The organism is Blautia sp. MSK.18.38, from assembly GCF_024460535.1.
Taxonomy (GTDB): Bacteria; Bacillota; Clostridia; order Lachnospirales; family Lachnospiraceae; genus Blautia_A; species Blautia_A fusiformis.
In genome coordinates, this window is the sequence record NZ_JANFYP010000019.1 from 62,872 (window position 1) to 84,856 (window position 21,985).

22 protein-coding genes and 2 pseudogenes are annotated in these 21,985 nt (G+C 42.3%); 17 read left to right on the forward strand and 7 right to left on the reverse strand.

The features are described 5' to 3' along the window. Positions 1-387 precede the first annotated feature (387 nt). On the forward strand, positions 388-1,413 hold the full coding sequence (locus NE638_RS12410; RefSeq protein ID WP_021650138.1) for a molybdopterin-binding protein: 1,026 nt from the start codon (positions 388-390) through the stop codon (positions 1,411-1,413). A gap of 58 nt (positions 1,414-1,471) precedes the next feature. Further along, positions 1,472-2,470: a molybdopterin molybdotransferase MoeA gene (locus NE638_RS12415; protein ID WP_286188037.1), complete on the forward strand. Its 999-nt coding sequence runs from the start codon at positions 1,472-1,474 to the stop codon at positions 2,468-2,470. A 117-nt stretch (positions 2,471-2,587) separates the two neighbouring features. On the opposite strand, the gene fdhD is transcribed toward NE638_RS12415, so the two are convergent. Continuing rightward, a complete protein-coding gene (gene fdhD, locus NE638_RS12420) occupies positions 2,588-3,286 on the reverse strand; it encodes a formate dehydrogenase accessory sulfurtransferase FdhD (RefSeq protein WP_244091944.1) in 699 nt (232 codons plus the stop codon). A gap of 222 nt (positions 3,287-3,508) precedes the next feature. On the opposite strand from fdhD, the gene NE638_RS12425 reads away from it, so the two are divergent. The 5 genes and pseudogenes from NE638_RS12425 to mobA all read left to right on the forward strand — a co-directional run bounded on the left by NE638_RS12425 (position 3,509) and on the right by mobA (position 6,579). After that, the gene (locus tag NE638_RS12425) at positions 3,509-3,964 is read left to right on the forward strand and encodes an MOSC domain-containing protein (RefSeq protein ID WP_015526506.1); all 456 of its coding nucleotides are present in this window, start codon (positions 3,509-3,511) and stop codon (positions 3,962-3,964) included. Then, a pseudogene (gene moaC / locus NE638_RS12430) lies at positions 3,954-4,438 on the forward strand (cyclic pyranopterin monophosphate synthase MoaC). Before NE638_RS12425 ends, moaC begins: the two are co-directional and overlap by 11 nt. 1 nt (position 4,439) lies before the next feature. Continuing rightward, the gene (gene moaA, locus NE638_RS12435) at positions 4,440-5,414 is read left to right on the forward strand and encodes a GTP 3',8-cyclase MoaA (protein WP_173746279.1); all 975 of its coding nucleotides are present in this window, start codon (positions 4,440-4,442) and stop codon (positions 5,412-5,414) included. Between the two features lie 6 nt (positions 5,415-5,420). Continuing rightward, a complete protein-coding gene (locus NE638_RS12440; RefSeq protein WP_021976150.1) occupies positions 5,421-5,909 on the forward strand; it encodes a MogA/MoaB family molybdenum cofactor biosynthesis protein in 489 nt (162 codons plus the stop codon). Continuing rightward, the gene (gene mobA / locus NE638_RS12445; protein ID WP_118071549.1) at positions 5,896-6,579 is read left to right on the forward strand and encodes a molybdenum cofactor guanylyltransferase; all 684 of its coding nucleotides are present in this window, start codon (positions 5,896-5,898) and stop codon (positions 6,577-6,579) included. Before NE638_RS12440 ends, mobA begins: the two co-directional genes overlap by 14 nt. 163 nt (positions 6,580-6,742) lie before the next feature. Here the strand turns inward: mobA and NE638_RS12450 are convergent, their stop codons facing one another. The 4 genes from NE638_RS12450 to NE638_RS12465 are packed head-to-tail and all read right to left on the reverse strand — an operon-like array spanning position 6,743 to position 10,658. Beyond that, complete coding sequence (locus tag NE638_RS12450; protein ID WP_092071089.1) at positions 6,743-7,606, reverse strand: TylF/MycF/NovP-related O-methyltransferase; 864 nt, start codon at positions 7,604-7,606, stop codon at positions 6,743-6,745. After that, the gene (locus NE638_RS12455; RefSeq protein ID WP_118368763.1) at positions 7,603-8,628 is read right to left on the reverse strand and encodes an XdhC family protein; all 1,026 of its coding nucleotides are present in this window, start codon (positions 8,626-8,628) and stop codon (positions 7,603-7,605) included. The genes NE638_RS12450 and NE638_RS12455 overlap by 4 nt, the downstream gene beginning before the upstream one ends. Positions 8,629-8,659: 31 nt before the next feature. Continuing rightward, positions 8,660-9,733 carry a histidine phosphatase family protein gene (locus NE638_RS12460; protein WP_092071082.1) on the reverse strand — a complete coding sequence of 358 codons (1,074 nt, stop codon included), beginning with the start codon at positions 9,731-9,733 and terminating at the stop codon, positions 8,660-8,662. Then, positions 9,726-10,658: an NTP transferase domain-containing protein gene (locus NE638_RS12465; protein ID WP_021650129.1), complete on the reverse strand. Its 933-nt coding sequence runs from the start codon at positions 10,656-10,658 to the stop codon at positions 9,726-9,728. The genes NE638_RS12460 and NE638_RS12465 overlap by 8 nt, the downstream gene beginning before the upstream one ends. Positions 10,659-10,867: 209 nt before the next feature. Here NE638_RS12465 and NE638_RS12470 point away from each other — a divergent pair, with 209 nt between their 5' ends. From NE638_RS12470 to NE638_RS12505, 8 genes are all read left to right on the forward strand, one after another. Next, positions 10,868-11,128 carry a hypothetical protein gene (locus NE638_RS12470; RefSeq protein ID WP_092071079.1) on the forward strand — a complete coding sequence of 87 codons (261 nt, stop codon included), beginning with the start codon at positions 10,868-10,870 and terminating at the stop codon, positions 11,126-11,128. Between the two features lie 36 nt (positions 11,129-11,164). Further along, positions 11,165-13,927 carry a molybdopterin-dependent aldehyde oxidoreductase gene (locus NE638_RS12475; protein ID WP_015526496.1) on the forward strand — a complete coding sequence of 921 codons (2,763 nt, stop codon included), beginning with the start codon at positions 11,165-11,167 and terminating at the stop codon, positions 13,925-13,927. 101 nt (positions 13,928-14,028) lie between these two features. Next, positions 14,029-16,323: a pyridine nucleotide-disulfide oxidoreductase/dicluster-binding protein gene (locus NE638_RS12480; RefSeq protein ID WP_173746281.1), complete on the forward strand. Its 2,295-nt coding sequence runs from the start codon at positions 14,029-14,031 to the stop codon at positions 16,321-16,323. Beyond that, the gene (locus NE638_RS12485) at positions 16,323-16,544 is read left to right on the forward strand and encodes a DVU_1557 family redox protein (protein ID WP_005427475.1); all 222 of its coding nucleotides are present in this window, start codon (positions 16,323-16,325) and stop codon (positions 16,542-16,544) included. Before NE638_RS12480 ends, NE638_RS12485 begins: the two co-directional genes overlap by 1 nt. Next, a complete protein-coding gene (locus NE638_RS12490; RefSeq protein ID WP_059086547.1) occupies positions 16,545-17,078 on the forward strand; it encodes a class I SAM-dependent methyltransferase in 534 nt (177 codons plus the stop codon). Positions 17,079-17,081: 3 nt separating this feature from the next. After that, entirely contained in the window at positions 17,082-17,516 is a 435-nt protein-coding gene (locus NE638_RS12495; protein WP_021650124.1) for a DVU_1555 family C-GCAxxG-C-C protein, read from the forward strand. After that, entirely contained in the window at positions 17,513-18,838 is a 1,326-nt protein-coding gene (gene trsS, locus NE638_RS12500) for a radical SAM (seleno)protein TrsS (protein ID WP_173746284.1), read from the forward strand. Before NE638_RS12495 ends, trsS begins: the two co-directional genes overlap by 4 nt. Then, positions 18,835-20,034 (forward strand): DVU_1553 family AMP-dependent CoA ligase, encoded by a 1,200-nt coding sequence (locus NE638_RS12505; protein WP_021650122.1) that lies wholly within the window; start codon positions 18,835-18,837, stop codon positions 20,032-20,034. The genes trsS and NE638_RS12505 overlap by 4 nt, the downstream gene beginning before the upstream one ends. Positions 20,035-20,067: 33 nt before the next feature. On the opposite strand, the gene NE638_RS12510 is transcribed toward NE638_RS12505, so the two are convergent. After that, positions 20,068-20,799, reverse strand: a complete 732-nt coding sequence (locus tag NE638_RS12510; protein WP_059086549.1) for a DUF5714 domain-containing protein — start codon at positions 20,797-20,799, stop codon at positions 20,068-20,070. Between the two features lie 330 nt (positions 20,800-21,129). Between NE638_RS12510 and NE638_RS12515 the strand changes: the two genes are divergently transcribed. Further along, positions 21,130-21,372: a cation-transporting P-type ATPase gene (locus tag NE638_RS12515; protein WP_015526489.1), complete on the forward strand. Its 243-nt coding sequence runs from the start codon at positions 21,130-21,132 to the stop codon at positions 21,370-21,372. A gap of 61 nt (positions 21,373-21,433) precedes the next feature. On the opposite strand, the gene NE638_RS12520 is transcribed toward NE638_RS12515, so the two are convergent. Continuing rightward, the gene (locus NE638_RS12520; RefSeq protein WP_015526488.1) at positions 21,434-21,607 is read right to left on the reverse strand and encodes a hypothetical protein; all 174 of its coding nucleotides are present in this window, start codon (positions 21,605-21,607) and stop codon (positions 21,434-21,436) included. A gap of 177 nt (positions 21,608-21,784) precedes the next feature. Between NE638_RS12520 and NE638_RS18275 the strand changes: the two are divergent. Continuing rightward, a pseudogene (locus NE638_RS18275) lies at positions 21,785-21,853 on the forward strand (LPS biosynthesis protein); the annotation flags it as partial. Positions 21,854-21,985: the final 132 nt, after the last annotated feature.

The following is a 21,985-nucleotide window of genomic DNA, read 5'->3' on the forward strand; positions in this document are numbered from 1 at the left end:
GCACCCTGAAAAGGCGGTATCCCGCCTTAATTCAGATGCTCTGGTAACTCAGTTGCCGAGTAGTTCACTAGTCGGTTTTCAGCTTTCAACTTCTCAATATCTGATAATTGAGAAATCGCTTTGTTCTTACCTCGTCGATCATATAATCCTTCGATTCCTTTATCTTTATATTTTCTAACCTATGCATAAACTTGTCCGTAGGAGCAACCATATTTATTCGCTGTAGAAGAATAATTACATCCCGTGTTCAAGGCTTTGCGGTATTTTTTCGGATTTCAATGTGTCAAACTCCCGTGTTTATGAAAGTTGTGTTTTTCTTGGCAATATGTTACAATTACTCCATATAAATTTATAACTTTTCTGGACAGAAAGTAAAAGGGGAACGTCATGAAGTGTATTAAAACAACGGACGCGGTAGGACATGTACTGTGCCATGATATTACCAGAATTGTGAAGGATGTGGTAAAAGATACAGCCTTTCGTAAAGGACATATTGTACAGGAAGAAGATATTCCGGTTTTGCTATCTCTGGGAAAAGACCATCTTTATGTGTGGGAGAAGGATGAAAATACTTTGCATGAAAATGAAGCAGCGCAGATTCTGTGTGATGTGTGCATCAATGAGAATATGCATCCAACGGATGTAAAAGAAGGAAAAATTGAGTTGATTGCAGATTGTGACGGAGTATTTCAGGTGGATGTGCCGAGGCTGGATGCTATTAATGAGATCGATGAGATTATGATTGCCACCCGTCATACAAATTTCCCGGTAAAAAAAGGTGACCGTCTTTTAGGAACCCGTGTGATTCCGCTGGTGATTGCAAAAGAAAAAATGGATTTGGTGAAAAAAACAGCAGGAGAAAAACCGCTGGTATCGCTGGCACCTTATAAGAAACGGAAGGTAGGAATTGTAACCACCGGAAATGAAGTATTTTATGGAAGAATTAAGGATACTTTCACACCGGTAATCATCGAAAAAATGAAATCTTACGGTGCTGAAATTCACGGACATATTCTGTGCAATGATGATATGGAAAAAATCACTGCCGCTATTATGAAATTAAAAGAAGAAGGGGCAGATCTGATTGTCTGTACCGGTGGTATGAGCGTGGATCCAGATGATAAGACACCGGGCGCGATCAAAAATACAGGAGCGAGAATCGTATCTTATGGTGCTCCGGTACTTCCGGGAGCGATGTTCCTGTTATCCTATCTGGAAGATGGCACACCGGTAATGGGACTGCCGGGATGTGTGATGTATGCAAAAGCCACCGTATTTGATCTTGTTCTGCCACGTATTATCGCAGGTATAGAAGTGACAAAAAAAGATCTGGCACATATGGGAAATGGCGGATTCTGTCTTGGCTGCAAAGAATGTCATTATCCGAACTGCAGCTTTGGAAAGGGCGTATAAGAGCAGGACAGGAGGAATAAGCATGGAAAAGCTTACGGTAGAGTAGGCACTGGAAGCACTGCTGGAACATACAAAAGTAATAGAGGAAACGGAAACTGTACCACTTTTGCAGGCATGTGGAAGAGTGTTGGCAAAGGATATGATTGCAGGATTTGATAACCCGCCGTTTGACAGATCACCTGTGGATGGTTATGCCTGCAAAGCGGAGGATATAACGGATGCATCAGAAAGTCATCCGGTACAGTTGACGGTATTGGAAGAGATTGATGCGGGGCAGTATTCCAGAGTCACAGTGGAAAAGGGGCAGGCGGTTCGGATTATGACAGGCGCAGCTATTCCGAAAGGCTGTGACTGCTGTGTCCGTCAGGAGGATACAGATTATGGAGAAGAGACTGTCAGAATCTTCCGTCCGACCGGACAGTGGCAGAATTACTGTTATCAGGGAGAGAATTTTAAAAATAGAACGGTTCTTTTGAAAAAGGGTGACAAAATCGGATTTATTGAAGCAGGTATACTGGCCAGTATGGGAGTCATAAAAGTGAAGGTTTATCGTCGGGTAAGAGCAGCTGTTCTGACTACCGGAGATGAAGTAATGGCACCCGGAAAAAGATTGATTCCGGGGAAGATTTATGATTGTAATCAGGGACTTCTGGCGGCTCGCATGAAAGAATTTGGTGCAGAACTGGTGGAAGTGGCAGCCATAGAGGATCGCCCGCAGGCTATGACAGCAGCAGGCGAAGTCATGGCTCTGGACTGGGGAATTACATTGCAGTGTGATACCACAGGAAAAGAAGACGCCAGCAGTGTAGGAGTGCGAAGTCACTTTATACATCCGGTACTACCGGAAGCAGATGGCACAACGAAAAACGTATTTCCATGTAAAGTGGAAAGAGTGATTGAGGACGTGTTTTCGTATATCTTGATCGTATCTACGAAAGAAGAAGCCAGGATTCGCGTAGATGTGACGAAAGAACAATGGCAGCAGTACCAAAAGCATATTTCTGGAAATAAGATATGGATTGGGATAGATGAAAAAGATGTGATGTTATTAAAATAAATGAAAGAATCACCGTATCAAGGTTGAGGTAATCTATGATACGGTGATTCTTTCGTGAAAAATGCGAAAAAGCTTTCAATATCCAGTTCCGGTGGTTTAATATGCGGTTGTCAAACATTATTTCGTAAATACTTTCATTCGATCCCTTCTGGCTGCACAGATCAGGGTCAGGTGATATTTTTTTGCAAGATCAATTGCTTCAGAAGTAGGAGAAGCCTTGCTGGAGAGAATTGGAATCCCTGCATGGATGACCTTTAAAGTCATATCAGTAGGTATTCTGCCGCTGGAATATACCATACATTGATGCAGGTCAATATTGTGCCGCAGAGCGTAGCCGATCACTTTATCCAAAGCATTGTGCCGTCCGATATCTTCGCAGGAAAACAGAATGTGATCTTTTTGAGCGAGAATGCAGCTATGTGTGGCAAAGGTAATGCCATGGAGAGGAGAACCATCCGCAAAGGCATCCGCCATATGAAAGATCCATTCTGGTTTCCAGAAAATCGGTGTAAGTGACTGCGGCTCTTTGGATGTAACAAAGTAATCATTTAAAATATGATTGCCGGTACAGCAGGTAGGAGTTACTTCTACAAAGGCATCCGATGAGGATTGTGTGCTGCGTGCCGAATTTTTTAAATAGACTTTTGCACGTTTTCCATATTCACAGATATAGATATGATCTACATCTTCGGAAGACGTGATGATTTGTTCTGTCAGCAATCTTCCAAGAACCAGTTCAGTCAGATGCTGGGGCAGGCAAACAAGTTTCATAGTCAGATGATCATTTATATAGACATCCATCATATGTTCGTTCAATACTTCTTCTTGTTCCGTACGGGATTCTCCATTTCTTCCGATATATTGATATGTTTTTGTCTCTAGCAGAGACAGATTTTGTTATTGTTCGTTAATATACATAATTTCTCCAATTGAAAAAACAATTCTTTTATCATGTTTACTATGTGTTATACTAGATTTAGTATAACGGACATCTCTTTATTTCGAAAGAGTGAATTGAGGGATGAAGGAGGAAATAAAATGGGAAAGATTATGGCGGTAAATATCAGTGAGAAGAAAGGTACACAGAAAAAGAATGTACATAGTGCCAGACTGATGGAAGAATTTGGAATCGAGAAGGACGCCCATGCCGGCAAGTGGCATCGCCAGGTGAGTCTTCTTTCTTATGAAAAAATAGAAGAATTCAAGGCAAAGGGAGCACCGATCGAAGACGGAGCATTTGGAGAAAACCTGATTGTAAGTGGATACGATCTGAAGGCATTGCCGGTTGGCACCAGACTTCGCAGCGGAGAGGTATTATTAGAAGTGACACAGATCGGGAAAAAATGTCATAGTGGATGTGAGATTTATAAAATTATGGGTGACTGTATTATGCCAAGAGAAGGTATCTTTACCAGAGTACTTCATGGTGGCGTATTGACAGAAGGCGATGAAATTGTGATAGAGAAGGCAGCAGGTGAGGCAGATGGAGAATAAGCTGAATCATTTTGATCAGAAGGGTAACGCTGTTATGGTGGATGTGTCCGGAAAGATACCGACATCCAGAACAGCAGTAGCAAAAGGCAAGATTCGTGTCTGTCAGGCTGTGATGGATGCAGTGAAACAGGGGACTGTGAAAAAAGGAGATGTACTTGGAGTAGCAAGAGTGGCTGGCATTATGGCGGTAAAACAGACATCTCATCTGATTCCGATGTGTCATCCGCTGATGATTCAGAAGTGTTCGGTAGATTTTGAACTGGATGAAGAAAATCTGAAATTACGGCAATCTGTACAGCCAAAACGGAAGGTCAGACCGGTGTGGAGATGGAGGCGCTTACTGGTGTGAATGTGGCACTTTTGACAATTTATGACATGTGTAAGGCAATTGACAAGTCCATGGAGCTGACGGACATTCATCTGGTAGAAAAAAGCGGAGGAAAAAGCGGGTTATATCGAAACCCGAAAGAATAGTATGAAGGATAGATTTGGAAGAGAGATTGACTATCTGCGGATATCCATTACAGATCGATGTAATCTCAGGTGCGTCTATTGTATGCCGGAAAATGGAGTTGTGCAGATCCCGCATGAAGAAATTCTGACTTATGATGAGATTACCAGAATCAGCAGATGTATGACTGGTTTAGGTATACGTAAGATCAAACTGACCGGAGGAGAACCGTTAATTAGAAAGAATTGTGCCACACTGGTTCGAATGTTAAAAGAACTTCCTGGCATCGAAAAAGTGACATTAACGACCAATGGTGTATTGCTCGAAGAACAGATAGCAGATCTAGCAGAAGCGGGGCTTGATGATATAAATATCAGTCTGGATACTTTAAATGCAGCAGAGTTTGCAAAGGTAACCAGGAGAGAAAGTCTGGATCGGGTGCTGGATGGAATCCAGGCGGCATTACAGTATCCGCAGATTGGATTGAAGATTAATTGTGTGCCGGTAGTGGAAGAGCAGGAAAATCTGGTATCGATAGCGAGACTTGCAAAGCAATATCCGATTCATGTTCGTTTCATTGAAATGATGCCGATTGGATATGGAAAGGATTTTCAGTTTCGGGGAGAAAGTGAAATATGCGAAATATTAGAGAAAGCATATGGAAGAATGACTCCAATAAAAGAACGATATGGGAATGGACCGTGTCATTATTATAAAATAGAAGAATTTCAGGGTAAAATAGGATTTATCAGTGCGATGACGCATAAGTTTTGCGACCAGTGTAATCGTGTGCGTATGACAGCAGAAGGATTTTTAAAAGCCTGTCTGCAATATCAGACTGGAACGGATTTGAAGAATTTGATGCGTTCAGGATGCACAGATGATGAACTGACAGAGGCAATACAGAAAGTAATATGGGAAAAACCGGTCAGTCATCATTTTACATCGGAAGAGATTGAGACAGATGAATGTAAATTAATGTCCCAGATAGGAGGATAAGGAATTATGAAAGCTGCGATTATTACATCCAGTGATTCTGGATATGCAGGAGAGAGAGAAGATAAAAGTGGCTCGGTAATCCAGGAAATTTTGGAAGCGAACGATTACGAAGTGGTGCATACCATTCTTTTGCCGGATGACAGAAAGATGCTGGCAGATGAGATGGCTCGTATAGCAGATGAGGGAATAGCAGAGCTGATTGTAACTACGGGTGGAACCGGATTTTCGCCGAGAGACTGTATGCCGGAGGCAACAAAGGATATTATAGAACGTGAAGTGCCGGGGATTCCGGAAGCAATGAGAGCATATAGTATGACGATTACACCAAGAGCTATGCTCAGTCGTGCAGCAGCAGGTATTCGAAAAGGAACACTGATCGTGAATCTGCCGGGAAGCCCGAAAGCAGTCAGAGAAAGTCTGGAATATATTATTCCAGCGCTGGAACATGGATTACAGATCCTGACCGGGGAGGCAACGAACTGTGCCAGAAAATAATCGGAAAATGCAGACTGATATATCTGAATTAGAAAACGGTCAGTTGGCAGAACAGCAATTGCCATCAGATTTTACGCTGGTAGTCCTGGCAGGTGGTGCCAGCAGCCATATGGGAAGGGAGAAGTCAGATCTGCTTTTAGATGGACAGACATTTTTGGAGATACAGATCGGAAAAGGATGTCAGTTGGGAGCAAAACAGATCTTAATTTCTGGATATCGTGGAACACAGTGTGGGGAAGAGATTGTGCCGGATCGAATTTCCGGTCAGGGTCCACTTGGCGGTCTGGAGAGCTGTTTTCGAAGGGCAAAGACAGAAAAATGCCTGGTGCTGGGGGTAGATACGCCGCTGGTACCTGTGGAAGAACTTCAAAATCTGTTGAAGTTCGCAATGGAAAAAGCCGACCAACCGGTGACTATGCTGTGTCATAATGGAAAAGAAGAATCGCTGATAGCGGTATATGATGCCAGACTTTATAAAGAGATCACAGATTTTCTGGAATCAGGAAGATCATCGGTGTATCGTTTTTTAAATACAGTGGGATATTCCCTATACCATACCAGTGCACCGGAAAACTATTTTCAGAATATCAATGATCCGGAAATCTATAAGAAAGTCTGCACGGAATGCGAAATTGCTGATATTTTCACAAAGGAATCCGTTAAACTATAGATTTTTAAATACTGTAGGAATTTTTGTTTGTTATACGGAAATCCAATGAGGGATATTTTCAGAATATTAACGATTCTGATACATATTTAAAGACTGAAGGGTATCTCGTAAAATAGCATAATACAGAAGGCGTATAGGATTATGAAAGGCTTCCAATTAGGTTTTAAATGATTTTTCGGATAATAGCACTTCCATGCAGATCGCATACAGGATCTGCAAACAGGTGGTGTTTCAGACAGAATTCGTCTACAGCTTTGTTACATCCGGAAAACTGGGTACTGTATACGTCATGGATCAGGAGAACTCCGCCGATAGACAGACGTTCATAAAATAGAGGTAATGCAGCAGCAGTTGGAGCATAGAGATCTGCATCTAATGATACGAAACAGAAAGTTTCATCGGTAATATCGGAAAAAGTATCCGGAAACCATCCTTTATGGATGATCACATGTGATGGATCAGGCATGATGCGAAGAACAGAGTCTACATCTGTAGAAGAAAAGTCACCTGTTTTAGCGCGAGACAGATGCCTGGAGGTTTCTACGGCAATATCTTTTTCTGAAAAGCCTTCAAAAGTATCAAAAAGATGTATTTTTCGATCCGGAAAGGCCGTACTGATCAGGCAAGAAAAATCACCCTGGAAAACACCAAGTTCTGCCACATCTCCAGGGATATTTTGTTGATGTATTTGTTCGGCTAAAAGGCGCATAACCGCAACCCGTGCATCAAACATGCGAAGTGCAGAAGGATCACAAAATGAACCGTGATAGCCTAAGTGCTCCATCTGCTGCATCATAGAACCACGCCGCTCTTCATCCAATACACCAAGAATAATCAGATCAGGAAGAAGAGCAGCGGCCTTTGATGGAGAACAGATTGGGATATTACCAATAAATTGTCCATGTTTGCGCGGATCATTATCGGCAAAGCACATGATCTGATAGGAATTTCCAAGAAGTCGGGCAGTCATCTGCCCAATCTGTCCGGCACCGAATATAATAGTTTTGTAGACATGTTTTGTCATCATTTCATAGCAGCCTTTCTTTCAGCTCGAACCTGAATCATTTGTCCCGTGATAGATATTGCGATTTCAGCAGGTGTTTCTGCTTTAATATTAAGTCCCACAGGCGTGATAATACGGTCTAATTCTCGCTCATCGATTCCATACTCTTCTACGAGACGATGAAATACACCAGCTCTTTTGGCGAGACTTCCAATGACGCCGATATAGCATGCAGGTGTGGCAAGAAGTTGTGCCTGCACAATCGTATCATAGGCATGACCTCGTGTCATGACACAGCAATAATCAGCATCTGTGATAGAAATGCTCTGATCCAGATGATCAAAATCGCAAAGGATTGTCTCTGCTGCATCCGGGAAAAGAGCAGGATCTGTAAATTCCGGACGGTCATCCAGAACGATGCAGTGAAAGTCAACACTTGCAAGTATTGGTACCAGCTTTTGTGAAACATGCCCGCCTCCAAATACATAGACAGTTCCGGATGTACCGATTTGTTCTGTAAATAGGTCACAGGTTTCAATGCGATGACGGCATGGTCTTGCAGATAAGGAAGATAAGATGGAAGAAGGAACATCAACATTTCCAGTCAATCCATAGGATGCACTGTAAAGACTCATACCGGATGTAGCATGAAGATCACAGATCAGCCAGAAATCTTTTCGTTCTTTATATAATGTTTCAGCAGTTACTGCAAGTTCCATAATAATAGGGTCATTATGGTCCAGATACTGGAAAAATACGGTAACATCACCACCACAAATCATACCGATATTTTCAACATCTTTGCGATTCAACCGGAATTCATGTTCACAGGATTCTTTCTTTTCAAGAATATCAAGCGCCATAAGCTCTGCACGATATTCGACAGAACCTCCGCCTATGGTTCCGGCAACTCGGCCTTTTTTTCCAACCAACATACGGGAACCGGCACCTCTTGGCGTCGATCCTGAGGAAGCAACGATGGATGCAAGCACAAGGTCGTTTTCTTTTTGAAATTCTTGTTGTATGATCTGAAATAAAGTTCTCATATATAAAACACCTCCTGTAATTTTCTATAAGTCATATCGTCATGTGACAGATGGTCTGTATCATATTTTGCAGATCAAGAGCCTGTTTAAGCTGTCGTTCATGAGATTTCAAAGCTTCGGGACTGTTACATTTACACAGACTTTCCGCAAATCGTTTTTCGATGGTTACACGTTCGGTTTCCTGAATCAGTTTATCTGATAAAAAGACGATAGCCGCTTCATTCAGAATTGTCTTCTGCAAACCATGATGTTGTGAAATAATCTGACTGATTTCAGTATAGCCTAATTGTAAGAAAAGATCACCACCTGTTTTGGTGTGATGTTTTTGAAGTCTGGCAATATCATGAAGGAGTGCTCCGGAGCGAATCAGTTTTTTATTAAAAAAGTAACCATGAGATTCCAGCAGATCGCAGAAATGGCAAGCCAATTCAGTCACTGCATCACTGTGCGCCTGTACATGATGAGGAAGAGACACCGAATCGCGAAGCATCCGGCATAGTTCGTCATGCAAGTCAGGATGAGGCAGCAGGTAAGTCGAATCAGATAAGGTAACATGATCGTTATCGTCTGCGTTCAGATGATAATAGGAACCACATGGAAGACGAAAATACTGTCTGGCATGCTGTTTTGAATCAAGAAAATACAGATAAGAAGAAATTACATCTGTATGAGCAACAATCGCAATATCACCCTCAGAAGAACGAAGAATCTCATAAATTGCCTGCGAAAAACGCATGCCAGATGCGAAAGGAGTTTCTGCTCCTGGAATCGGGTAATCAGGATTCATTCCACGTGCTTCATATATGTCCGGCCATCTTTTGCGTATCTCATCAAATGAAAGACCATCCCATTCTCCCAGATTTCGTTCTGTTAAATCTGAGATAGTGATATGTGGAAGATCAGGTGTGATATGTGCAGCCGTTTCCATAGCTCTTGACAAAGGACTGCAGTAAACAGCAGTTATTTTATCATCCAGTTCTCCGTGAAGAAGGACTGACTGCAGATGTCCAAGCATAGATAAAGAAAAATCAGTCTGACCGATACAGTAAGAATGTTCATCTGGATATTGTGGTTTTCCGTGTCGAATAAGATAAAGATTACGCATTGAAAAATCCTCTGAAACACTTTTCAAATATTGCTTCGGAACAGGTACGTGTTTCCTCTGAAAAACGGGCATATCGCTTCAAAAATTCTTCTCCGTATGGTGTCAGCTCACTGTGACTGCCCTTTACACCGCCCTGACTTCGAATAATCAGCGGTTCATGAAGCTGAGATTCTAATGTATGGATCAGATTCCAGCTGGTGGAGTAGGAAATGTGCATGCGTTCGCAGGCATCACGAACAGATCCTGTTTCATGAATCAGTGTAAGCAGCGAATAAAGCTGTTCATCAAAGAAGACCTTTTCCCGTGCCAGCTGAATCTGAATCTCTGAACGGATCAGACTTTGATTGTGTGCACGAAGAAGTTCTACATAATCCTCTGGTGTATCCGCATCATGAATGATTCCAGGATCTTCTACATTTAAACAATACATGGGAGTTCCACAATGTTCTACAGCACCCTTCAGACCAGTGTTTCCATCATTGCTTAAAATGGACTCAATTAATGAGGAACGAATCAGGATCGGATGACCTGGAGTTCCGTTACAGACCGGAGTGACAAGAGGCTGTCCAAGAGAAAGCATTTGTGTAACGGTATGTGCTGTGAATAGTGGAACATCTACAGGTGTAAAGAGTACCGTATCCACTTTGTCTTTTAAATATTCCAGTCCAATCCTGACAGAATCAAACATATGAGTAGTTTCATAGTCCTCATTTCGAAGAAAAATAACATGATTGGAAGCAAGGTGGCGTTCCAGAGCATCCGCATTATATCCGGTTACCACCACTATTTTAGAGATTCCGGCCTGCCGGAAGTTATTAATCACACGCTGCGCGATGGAAATGGATCCAAGCTGAAGCATGGGCTTGAAGTCTCCCATTCGTGACGATTTCCCTGCAGCTACGATGAGAGCACCTGTCTGCATCATAGATACCTCCTAAAAATAACATTGTACAAATTTGATATTATTATAGCATGAAAAGTGAGGATAAATAGTAAAATTTTTAAATAAAGTAATAAAAACAATATAAAAAAGGACGAAAATAGCCAACTAATAATTATTTACAATTTGTAAAACTGTACAAAATTATGATAACATGAAATTATACAAAATAATGTAAACAGGAGAACGTTTCCATGGATAAGATTTTTGAAATTACCGCAAAAGAAGTTACGATACAGGTAAAAGATGAGCGCACAGGAGAGCAATACAGTCGGACACTTCCGATTGATTATTATGAGAATGCGAATGTTTTAAAACTCAGCGGTGAGAATCTGGACGGAAGCAGCTCTTCCATTGTTTTCTATTCTGTCAGAGGAATGGAAAGACTTAAAGATCTGACGGGTAAGGGAGTCGATCATGATCCATGCGGAACACATAAGTCAGAAGATTTGTAACATCGGAACGTGTATTTTTTAAAGGAGGAATGAAACATGATTAAAAAGACATTGAAGATCAATGGTGTGGAGCGAATCCTTATTCTTGATAAGGATGAGACACTGGCTCAGGTACTTCGTGAGCATCTTCTTCTTACAGGATGTAAGATCGGTTGTGGAGAAGGTCATTGCGGAGCATGTAATGTTATTATGAACGGAAAAGTTACAAGATCCTGTATTTACAAGATGAGCCGTGTTCCGGACAATGCAGAGATCACAACAATCGAGGGTGTGGGAACAATTTCTGATATGCATCCGATACAGGTTGCATGGATGGCATATGGATGTGCACAGTGTGGTTTCTGTTCACCAGGTTTTATTATTTCAGCAAAGGTTCTTCTCGATAATAATCCGAGCCCTACCCGTGAAGAAGTGAGGGACTGGTTTAACAAGCAGCGTAATCTCTGTCGTTGTACAGGTTACAAGCCGCTTATCGATGCGACCATGGCGGCAGCAGCAGTTATGCGTGGCGAGATGACTAAAGAAGACCTCGTATTCAAGCAGACAGGTGATTCTATCGTCGGTACAAACTATATCCGTCCATCAGCAGCACAGAAGGTAACAGGTACCTGGGATTTCGGTGCAGATGATGCATTAAAGATGCCGGAGGGAACTCTTCGTCTTGCACTTACACAGGCCAAGGTTTCTCACGCAAATATTCTCAGTATCGATACAACAGAAGCAGAGAGTATGCCGGGAGTTGTTCGTGTTATTACAGCGAAGGACATTAAGGCAGCAGGCGGAACCAACAAGATCAATGGTCTTGTAATGCTTCCGAAACACAATAAGACAGACGGATTTGAGCGTCCTGTACTCTGCGACGAAAAGATCTTTCAGTTTGGTGATGCGATTGCGATCGTAGCTGCCGACACAGAAGAGCATGCACGTGCAGCAGCAGATGCAGTTAAGGTGGAGATCGAAGAACTTCCTGCATATATGAACGCAATGGATGCAATCGCACCGGATGCAGCAGAGATCCATCCTGGTACTCCAAACGCATTTTTTGAGACAAACTGTATCAAGGGACCGGACTTTGACTGGGACAGCATTCCGGATTCACAGCAGGTTGAGATCGAGTCCTACTGTTCACGCCAGCCTCATCTTCACCTTGAGCCGGACTGTGGTTATGGATATATTGATGAAGACGGTATGATAACAGTGCATTCCAAATCTATCGGTATACATCTTCATATGCCTATGATCGCAGATGGTATCGGTGTACCAATGGAAAACTTAAGACTTGTTCAGAACCATGCAGGCGGAACATTTGGTTACAAGTTCTCACCGACAAATGAGGCTCTGATTGGTGCAGCTGTTAAGATTCTGGAACGTCCGGTATCGCTGGTATTTAATCAGTTCCAGAACATTACTTATACAGGAAAGAGATCTCCTGCATTTATGAATATTAAGCTTGCAGCAGATGAAAATGGTAAACTCTTAGCACTTTGGGGTAACAACTATGTAGATCACGGTCCATATTCAGAATTTGGCGATCTGCTTACCATGAGACTTTCTCAGTTTACAGGCGCAGGTTATGGAATTAATTCTATTCGTAATAAATCAACAACCGTATTTACAAACCATGCATGGGGCTCCGCATTCCGTGCTTATGGTTCACCACAGTCTTATATGGGATCTGAGATTGCAATTGACGTGCTGGCAGCTAAGATGGGAATCGATCCGTTTGATATCCGTGAAATGAACTGCTATAAAGAATCAGAGGGCACTACCATCCCGACAGGTTATCCACCGGAGGTATATTGTGAGGAAGATTTGTTTAAGAAAGCACGTCCATTGTATGAAGCGGCGAAAAAACGTGTTGCCGAAAAGAATGCAGCTTCTGACGGAAAGATGAAATATGGTATCGGTGTATCTCTTGGAGTATACGGTTGTGGTCTTGATGGTGTTGATACATCAAATGCATTTGCAGAATTAAATCCGGATGGAACCGTTACGATGTATGCTGCATGGGAAGATCATGGACAGGGGGCTGATATGGGTGTTCTTGTATCATCTCATGAAACACTGCGTCAGGCAGGAATCAGACCGGAACAGATTAAACTGGTTATGAATGATACGAAGACATGTCCGAATGCAGGACCTGCAGGAGGATCACGCTCACAGGTTATGTCAGGTAATGCATGTCGTCTGGCTGCAGAAAATCTTGTAGCAGCAATGAAGAAAGAAGACGGAACATTCCGTACTTATGATGAGATGGTAGCAGAAGGGCTTGCAACAAAATATGAAGGTAACTGGGTAACTACATTCTGTGCAGATCATCCGATCGATCAGGATACCGCACAGGGCGATCCATTTGCAACTTATATGTATACTATCTTCCTGCCGGAAGTTGCTGTTAATACAGAAACAGGTAAAGTTACCGTTGAGAAATTTACTTGCGTAGCTGACGTAGGTACGATCATGAACAGACTTCTTGTAGAAGGTAATTTCTATGGTGGTCTTGTACAGGGTATCGGTCTTGCTCTTTCGGAAGATTTTGAAGATTTGAACCATGACACCACTTTGAAGAATTGTGGTATTCCATATCCAAAGGATGCTCCGGATGATATTGAACTTCACTTCAATGAAACATATCGTCCAAGTGGTCCTTACGGTGCGGCTGGTTGTGGTGAGGCTCCACTGGATGCTCCACATCCTGCAATCCTGAATGCAATCTTTAATGCGACAGGTGCACGTATTACACGTATCCCTGCCCGTCCGGAAAGGGTTCTTGCAGCATTAAAAGAACTTGAGAAATAAGCTTAATTCATAATGTGGTTGGAGTAAAAGCTGCCAACTGTGATATAATCAGGGGAGACGGGAAACTGCCTCCCCTTTACAGACGAAAGGAGTATCAGGTTATGACATACATACAGGAGAGGGGTTCTACTCACGTTTATCATGTAAATCGAATGTCAAAAGAAGAGATGGATCATATGATCAGTCTCTGCGTCCATGAACAGCCGGCCTACTGTGTTGCAGCCTGTCCTTTCAAAATGGATACAAAAGAGATGCTGTATTATGCTGCAAAAGGAAATTTTAAGAAAGCGTTGGCAATTTATGAGAAAATTACACCATTTCCAATGATTCTCTGTGATGGATGTACGGCACCTTGCGAAGATAATTGCAAGCTTTGTGAACTTGGTGATGGTGTCTCCATACGAGAAGTAGAACGTGCGATTGTCCGGTATGGAGAACCGGGAAGACGAAGCAGTGTATTTCGCATGAGAAAGAAGAAAAGGGCAGCAATCTTTGGTTCTGGATTATTTCCACTGTTTCTTGCAGGGGAACTGGAAAAGAAAATGTATCCTACGACAATTTATTGTAAGGAAGAAGATTATGAAAGCTATATTGCAGCGGCAGCCGGACATCTTTTGGAATCAGACCGCAGCAATGAAGCGAAACGTCTGAAATCTATGGATCTTTCTTTTGAATTTGGATGCAGTTTGAATCTTTCGTTTATCAGAGAAAAAATGGAACTGGCAGATGTGGTATGCGCATCAGAAGAAGTGGCAAAAATGTTAGCTCCGGAAGAAGCAGCAGATGTCGAGATTATGTTAAGAGAACAGGCAAAGATTGTCAGCGGACCTGCGGAATCTGTGATGGATGCGGCTTTTGCCGCAAAGCGGGCAGCTTTGACAGTGGATCTTCTGGTACAGAATTTATCGCCGCACAGCAACAGAGGCAGTGAAGGAGCAGTGACTACCAAGCTTTATACGAACATGGAAGGAATCCATGGATCGAATAAGATTTTCTGTGGTCAGGATGGGTATTCAAAAGAAGAAGCTGTAGAAGAAGCAAAACGATGTATTCAGTGTCATTGTGACGAATGCATGAAAGGCTGTGTGTATTTAAGTGAATATCAAAAACATCCGGGTTTATTAGCCCGTGAGATCTATAATAATACGCAGATTATCATGGGAGATCATCCGATGAACAAACCGATGAATGCCTGTGCCCTCTGTGGACAGTGTACGGTGATCTGTCCGAATGGATTTGATATGAGTCAGGTGTGTAAGTCAGCAAGAGAAAATATGGTATCCACAGATAAGATGCCGCTGGCGCCACATGAATTTGCACTGATGGACATGTTATTTTCAAATTCAGAGGCTTTTTTGAGCAGACTCCAGCCGGGATATGAAACTTGCAGATATGTATTTTTCCCGGGCTGTCAGGCAGGTGCGATAGCGCCGGATGTGGTTATACAGGCATACGAAGATTTAAGTAATCGGGTAGCTGGAGGCGTTGCTCTGATGCTGGGATGCTGTGGTGCAATCAGCGAATGGGCGGGTCGCTATGAAATGACAGAAAAAGTAAATGAGCAGCTGAAACAGGAACTGGCCAAGCTTGGTGATCCGATCATCATTGCAGGCTGTCCAAGCTGCATGAAGCAGCTAAAAGAAAGTATTGGAGCACATGTTATAGGAATCTGGGAAATTTTGAGAAAAATCGGACTTCCACAGCAGGCGAAAGGACTGGAGATACCGGTTGCCATACATGATGCCTGTGGTGCCAGAGGGGATGCACAGACACAAGATATGATACGACAACTTTTGTCGGATATGGGATGTATCGTTGAAGATACAGAATATTCCAGAGATTTGTCTCCATGTTGTGGATATGGAGGTCTGACGGCATATGCCAATAAAGATATGGCAGCGAAAATGACAGAAAAGTGTCTGGAACGTTCCGATGCACCATATATTACATACTGCATGGCATGCAGAGACCGATTTGCCAGAGAGGGAAGAGAATCCCGACATATCATGGAACTTCTGTATGGTGCAAATGCCAGCAACATGCCTGATATCAGTGAGAAACGCTACAACAGGCTCATATTGAAACAGACACTTTTAAAAAACATCTGGAATGAGGAACCGATCATGGAGAAAAAAGACTATACTGTTGCCTATACAGAAGAGGCAATCCATATGATGGATGAGCGCATGATACTGAAAAGTGATGTGGAACGTGTGTTATCAGATTACAGAGAAAATCAGGAAGCAATCCTGGATGAAGAAACAAAAGAACTGGTGACAAGAAGCAGACTGGGAAATGTCACATTCTGGGTGCGGTTTGTGGAAACAGAAGACGGATATCTGGTACACAGAGCATACAGTCATCGAATGAATATTATGAAAAGGGTGGGACAGTAATGGCAGTAGAGAGAACATATTATACGATTGATCCGGAAGGAAAGCTGACCTGCATGAAATGTAAGGTTCCTCTTGTAAAAGGAAAAGCAAAATTTATGTATCTGGAAAATGGATTTCCTGTGGAAATGCCTGTCTGCCCAAAGTGTGGGTTTGTGTATGTTCCGGAAGAACTCGCACTTGGAAAAGTGCTCGCGGTGGAGCGTGCACTGGAGGATAAATAGATGAACAGGCATCCGGGAGGGGAAGCGCAGACGCTTCATCTTCTGGAGAACATAGAATGGAAAAAAGAAATGAAAGCACTGGATCTTGGAGCAGGAGAAGGAGACACGGTACGAATCCTGAAATCATTTGGGCTGGAAGCACATGGCGTGGATCTTTTCCCACGGGGCAGTGATGTGGAAATAGGCGATTTTCTGCATTTGCAGTATTCATCAGACAGTATAGATCTTTGCATCAGCCAGTGTGCATTTTTTGTCAGCAGAGATCAGAAAAATGCACTATCTGAATGTTGGCGTGTTTTGAAAAAGGGAGGTTTTCTATTATTGTCAGATCTGGATACTGGAAATCTTTCAGAAATGGCAGAACAGACAGGATTTACCATTCTCCGGCAGGAGGATCAGACGTTACTTTGGCGGGAATATTATCTGGAAGCAATCTGGAATGATTCGTTCTGCTGCGAAGAGTATAAGATTCTGCAGAAAGAATATAAAGGAAAGAAGCTGCGCTATACCATGTTGGTTGGCAGAAAGGAGTAGCACATGGATCTTTATGAAAGAATCATAGAACTTAGCAGTATGGGTTATCATTGCTCACAAATGGTTATGATTATGACACTGGAAGCCATAGGTGAGGAAAATCCACAGCTTGTAAAGGCTTTGGGAGGTCTTGGCGGTGGCATTGGTTACTGTGGAGATACCTGTGGCTGCTTGACAGGAGGAGCCTGTGCGATAGGTTTGTTCCTTGGCAATCTGGCTCCGCAGGAGAAAGAAGATATACAGATGAAACCGGCTGTGCAGGAATTATATCAGTGGTTCCATAAGAAGACCGAAGAAGAATTTGGTGCTTTTTATTGTAAGGATATCACTTCTAATTTGGATTGGGGAGTGATTATGGAGCAATGTCCTGCGCTGATTGCAGATACTTATACGAAAGTGATAGAAATACTGACAGAACGGGGAATATTGGAACTATGATTACGCTGGGTAAAACAAAAAGTGTATGCCCGATATGTATGAAAGTACTTACGGCAAAAAAATGTATTGGTGAAGATGGCATTTATCTGGTGAAAGAATGTGATATCCACGGAAAGTTTCAGACACTGATCTGGGAAGGAACGGCAGCAGAGTATCTTTCCTGGGGAAGAGAAAACCTGTCTGCGGAGACTCCGGTAAATCCCAAAATCAAAGAGAAATCCTGCCCGGATAATTGTGGACTCTGTGAGGAGCACGAACGAAAAGGCTGTTGTATGATACTGGAAGTGACAAAGCGCTGCAATATGCACTGCCCGGTCTGCTTTGCTTCGGCAGGAGAATGTCTGGAAAACGGTGATCTTTCAATTGATGAAATAGAAAAGCAATATGATTTTCTGATGGATCATGGAGGACCATTCAATATTCAGCTCTCAGGTGGAGAACCAACCATGCGGGAGGATCTTCCGGAGATCATACGTATGGGAAGAGAAAAAGGGTTTACATTTTTTCAATTGAATACCAATGGAATCCGTCTTGCGCAGGAAGCAGGATATGCCAGAAAACTAAAAAAAGCAGGACTGAATACAGTATTTCTTCAGTTTGACGGTGTCACAGATGATGTGTATCAGACATTGCGCGGACGCTCTATGATAGAACTGAAAGAAAAGGCTGTGTTAAACTGTTCGGAAGCGGAACTGGGAATTGCCCTGGTACCTGTCATTGCGCCAGGAGTAAATGACATGCAGGTTGGAGATATTCTGAAGTTTGCGATGGATCATATGCCATTTGTAAGAGGAGTACATTTCCAGCCGATCAGCTATTTTGGCAGATGTTCTCAGCAGCGTCCACAAGCTCCGATTACCATACCAAAGATGTTGAAGCTGATCGAGGAACAGACTGACGGGCTTATGAAAAGCAAGGATTTCGCCGGTGGTGGAGCAGAGAATCCATACTGTTCTTTTCATGCAAGTTATCTGAAAAAAGGTGAGAGGGAACTGAAACTTTTGGAAAAGAAATCAGGCAGAGGATGTTGTTGTACTACCAGCGATAATTCCAGACAGTATGTGGAAAATCAGTGGAGCTATAGCACAAAAAAATTTGATGATGGAGAAATGACACAGACAGATGCGCTGGATGAATTCCTGATCCGGGTTCATAATGAAACTTTTGCAGTATCAGGGATGATTTTTCAGGATGCATGGAATCTGGATCTTGAACGTCTGAAAAGATGTTATATCTGCGAGGTGGATTCTGATTATGGAATGGTGCCGTTTTGTGCATATAATCTGACGAATTCGAAAGGAATATATTTATACAGAAAGTGAAACGATCGAATATAGATGCAATGATCTGTAAGCAGGAAGGTATTACAGAGATTACAAGAGATGAAATACACAGAATACAGCTGGAGAAATTAAATATTGTACTGAAGAGAGAGAAAGAACGAGAGGGTTTTTACCGAGATTTGCCGGAAAGACTGGAAAGCCTGATAGATTTGAGAAGCCTTCCTTTTACGACAGAAACAGATCTGGCACGAGATGGAGGCAGGATGCTGCTTTGCTCCCAGGGGGAAGTACAGAAAGTGATATCAGAACAGACAAGCGGAACTACCGGTGCCGGTAAACGTGTATTCTATACAGAGGGAGACTGTGAACACACCATAGAACTTTTTATGGCAGGTCTGGGTGAATTTATTTATCCTGGAAGTATAACGATGGTGGCTATGCCATTTTCAGGTCCTTTTGGATTAGGAGAACTGATCGCGGAGGCAATCAGACGTCTGGGAGCAAAACCTCTTTCAACCGGGACAGGAAGAACTTATGGCGAACTGAACAGGATTCTGGAAGAGGAGCAGCCGGATACATATGTGGGAATGCCGACGGCATTGCTGTCCATGCTTCGAATGTGCGGAAAAGGCAGTATAAAAAGAGCACTGGTATCCGGAGATGCCTGTCCGAAAACTGTCATGAAAGCAATCGAAGAAATTCTGCAAACACGACTTTGGCCGCACTATGGTTCCAGAGAGATGGGGCTTGGAGGTGCCATTTGCTGCACGGCGCATGAGGGCATGCATATGCGGGAAAACCATTGTATTACAGAGATTATAGATGAGAACGGAAATGTGCTGCCGGACGGTAAATGGGGAGAACTGGTGATTACAACCATTGGAATGGAAGCACAGCCGTTGATTCGATATCGAACCGGTGACTGGTCAAGGATCATTCCAGGAAGATGCCTCTGTGGAAGTGAAATAAAACGCCTGGACTTTGTAAAGCGGATGGATCCATTGGGAAGTATCAGAGAGATGGATGAATTACTGTTTGAGATTCCGGAACTGGTAGATTATTGTGTGAAAATTGTAGATGGAAAAAAGGAAATTACAGCGCTTTTTACATCGGACAATGGAGAAGAACGAATCAGGAGTGTTTTGGAAGAGAAGGATATTCGTTCATGGAACTGCAAAAAAGCAAAGTGGGAAGATGGGGCGCTGTATCCTGGCAAACGAGTTACAAGGCAGTGATTTCGTGGTATCATGGAATCACTGCCTTGCCTGTTATTCAGGATAGTATGGACAATCTTCCTGGATGCATTCGCGATTATCTTCGCAGTATTTACACGTTATAGAAGACAACGGAATGTTTACAGAACAAAACTGACTGTAAAAATGAACGGCTTCTTCGATGGCAATTCTGCTGGTACGTTTGCAGCAGCGAGGTCCACCAACATCTGCCAGTCTGGATAAAATAATGGAAACAAGTTTTTGAGGAAACGGCCATGCATCTTTGTGAAGTGGACTGGATCCAGTCATAACGGACATGAAAATACCGGCTCCGGCAGCAGCTCCACAGACACCCCAGTAACCACAGGTACCGCCCGGAACCTGCTTCGCTCTTTTACAGATTTCAGATAGTGCAGCATCGTAATCCATATGTTCTCCATTATTGCGAAACGCTGTCAGAAGAACACATGGAACAATTGCATGATGCTCCGGTCCATGCATATGTACAGATGGAAGATCCATAATTTTTTCCAGAAGAAGCAAAGCATCTTTTTCGGTACTGTCTCTGAGCGCTGCGATTACCGGAGCATATGTGCCATAGCTGTGACAGGCATCACAGATAAAGTGACTATTTTCACAGACCGCATTGGTTAATTGCTCTTTATGGCAGATACTACACGTCTGAATAGAGCTTTCAGCACGATACGTAATAGGAGCACCACAAATCAGACATCCGGAAAAATGTTCCGCTTCACCACAACAACAGGAATTATTCGTATGATCCATTTGATTCACCTCCGGAGAATTTATTTTAATAGTGTTAACGATGTAAAAAGTATAACATAAAATGAAAAAGTAATGATAAAGTATCTTGACAATCATGTTACTTTGGGTATATGATTTGATCCAATAAAGGGGAGTAACCTGCGCTTAACAAATTGCGTTTGTGATGTTGTCAGTACGGTGGAAGCATCCGGTATCATAAGGAAATGGTGAGACTTTTATTGCATTTTTTATTATGCAATGAAGGTCTTTTTTTTATATTTTTTTCAAAGAGGTCTTTCATTGCATAAGAAATTCAGGTAGTAAATACTTAGAAACGATGAGGCGGAAGTGATGAAGGAAATTTATCAGCAGACGGTAGAAGAGGTTCTTGAAAGGGTGAATGGCAAGAAATCTGGGCTTACAAGTGAACAGGTGAAAAGATCCAGAGAAAAGTGTGGGTGGAATGAACTTACAGAAGGAAAGAAGAAAGGTATCCTGCAGATTTTCTTTGAAGGAGCTGTCTATTTCCCGACAGCTCCTTTTCTTGTATTCATTCGGCTGATACAAAGCGACAAAGCCGGCACAATATCATAAGTAATATATAAAACTCTGATGTACATGTGATTAAAAAGAATCAATCATATGCATTAGCCGCTCATGAAAAATATCTCTTTCTTCGTAAACTTTTTTCTAACTCTTTTTCAGTAAACAATGCATAGGCGCTATCAGGAACAGTTGTTAATCCATCACAGGTAAATGGTATACGTCGCCCACCTCTGAAAATGGCTGCTTCCCAGTACTTTTTTCTAAAATATTTAATTATTCCCATGTAGTACCATCTCTTTCCCATATTTGTTATTGACGTTCTGGCAAATAAAATACTTCTGTTCTTACTATATTATCATCAAAATCCATTTCTACATAATAATCTCGGACAAAATATGATCTCCAGTAATCTTGTAGTGAGTAAATTTCCAATGTTTTGAAATCAACAATGCACAATGGAATGTCAGAGTTAACAGAGCATACCTTGGCAAATGAAATAGAAGCTCCACATGAGATTTTAAGAAAATAGGCAAGTCAAATTCCAGTTGATATTTCACTTATTTTAGGAAATTTAATAACTGTTATAGTTGATTATCAAATTCCTCACAAACCCTTGAAAATACTAAGTTTGTAGCAAGTGAACTTTCCCTTACTCTTTCCC

Excerpts from the sequence above, each read along its gene's own strand:
- NE638_RS12410 (WP_021650138.1), top strand. The coding sequence starts at position 388 with ATGAAGTGTATTAAAACAACGGACGCGGTAGGACATGTACTGTGCCAT.
- NE638_RS12425 (WP_015526506.1), top strand. The coding sequence starts at position 3,509 with ATGGGAAAGATTATGGCGGTAAATATCAGTGAGAAGAAAGGTACACAG.
- moaA (WP_173746279.1), top strand. The coding sequence starts at position 4,440 with ATGAAGGATAGATTTGGAAGAGAGATTGACTATCTGCGGATATCCATT.
- NE638_RS12440 (WP_021976150.1), top strand. The coding sequence starts at position 5,421 with ATGAAAGCTGCGATTATTACATCCAGTGATTCTGGATATGCAGGAGAG.
- NE638_RS12450 (WP_092071089.1), bottom strand. The coding sequence starts at position 7,606 with ATGATGACAAAACATGTCTACAAAACTATTATATTCGGTGCCGGACAG.
- NE638_RS12455 (WP_118368763.1), bottom strand. The coding sequence starts at position 8,628 with ATGAGAACTTTATTTCAGATCATACAACAAGAATTTCAAAAAGAAAAC.
- NE638_RS12460 (WP_092071082.1), bottom strand. The coding sequence starts at position 9,733 with ATGCGTAATCTTTATCTTATTCGACACGGAAAACCACAATATCCAGAT.
- NE638_RS12465 (WP_021650129.1), bottom strand. The coding sequence starts at position 10,658 with ATGATGCAGACAGGTGCTCTCATCGTAGCTGCAGGGAAATCGTCACGA.
- NE638_RS12470 (WP_092071079.1), top strand. The coding sequence starts at position 10,868 with ATGGATAAGATTTTTGAAATTACCGCAAAAGAAGTTACGATACAGGTA.
- NE638_RS12475 (WP_015526496.1), top strand. The coding sequence starts at position 11,165 with ATGATTAAAAAGACATTGAAGATCAATGGTGTGGAGCGAATCCTTATT.
- NE638_RS12480 (WP_173746281.1), top strand. The coding sequence starts at position 14,029 with ATGACATACATACAGGAGAGGGGTTCTACTCACGTTTATCATGTAAAT.
- NE638_RS12485 (WP_005427475.1), top strand. The coding sequence starts at position 16,323 with ATGGCAGTAGAGAGAACATATTATACGATTGATCCGGAAGGAAAGCTG.
- NE638_RS12490 (WP_059086547.1), top strand. The coding sequence starts at position 16,545 with ATGAACAGGCATCCGGGAGGGGAAGCGCAGACGCTTCATCTTCTGGAG.
- NE638_RS12495 (WP_021650124.1), top strand. The coding sequence starts at position 17,082 with ATGGATCTTTATGAAAGAATCATAGAACTTAGCAGTATGGGTTATCAT.
- trsS (WP_173746284.1), top strand. The coding sequence starts at position 17,513 with ATGATTACGCTGGGTAAAACAAAAAGTGTATGCCCGATATGTATGAAA.
- NE638_RS12510 (WP_059086549.1), bottom strand. The coding sequence starts at position 20,799 with ATGGATCATACGAATAATTCCTGTTGTTGTGGTGAAGCGGAACATTTT.
- NE638_RS12515 (WP_015526489.1), top strand. The coding sequence starts at position 21,130 with ATGAAGGAAATTTATCAGCAGACGGTAGAAGAGGTTCTTGAAAGGGTG.
- NE638_RS12520 (WP_015526488.1), bottom strand. The coding sequence starts at position 21,607 with ATGGGAATAATTAAATATTTTAGAAAAAAGTACTGGGAAGCAGCCATT.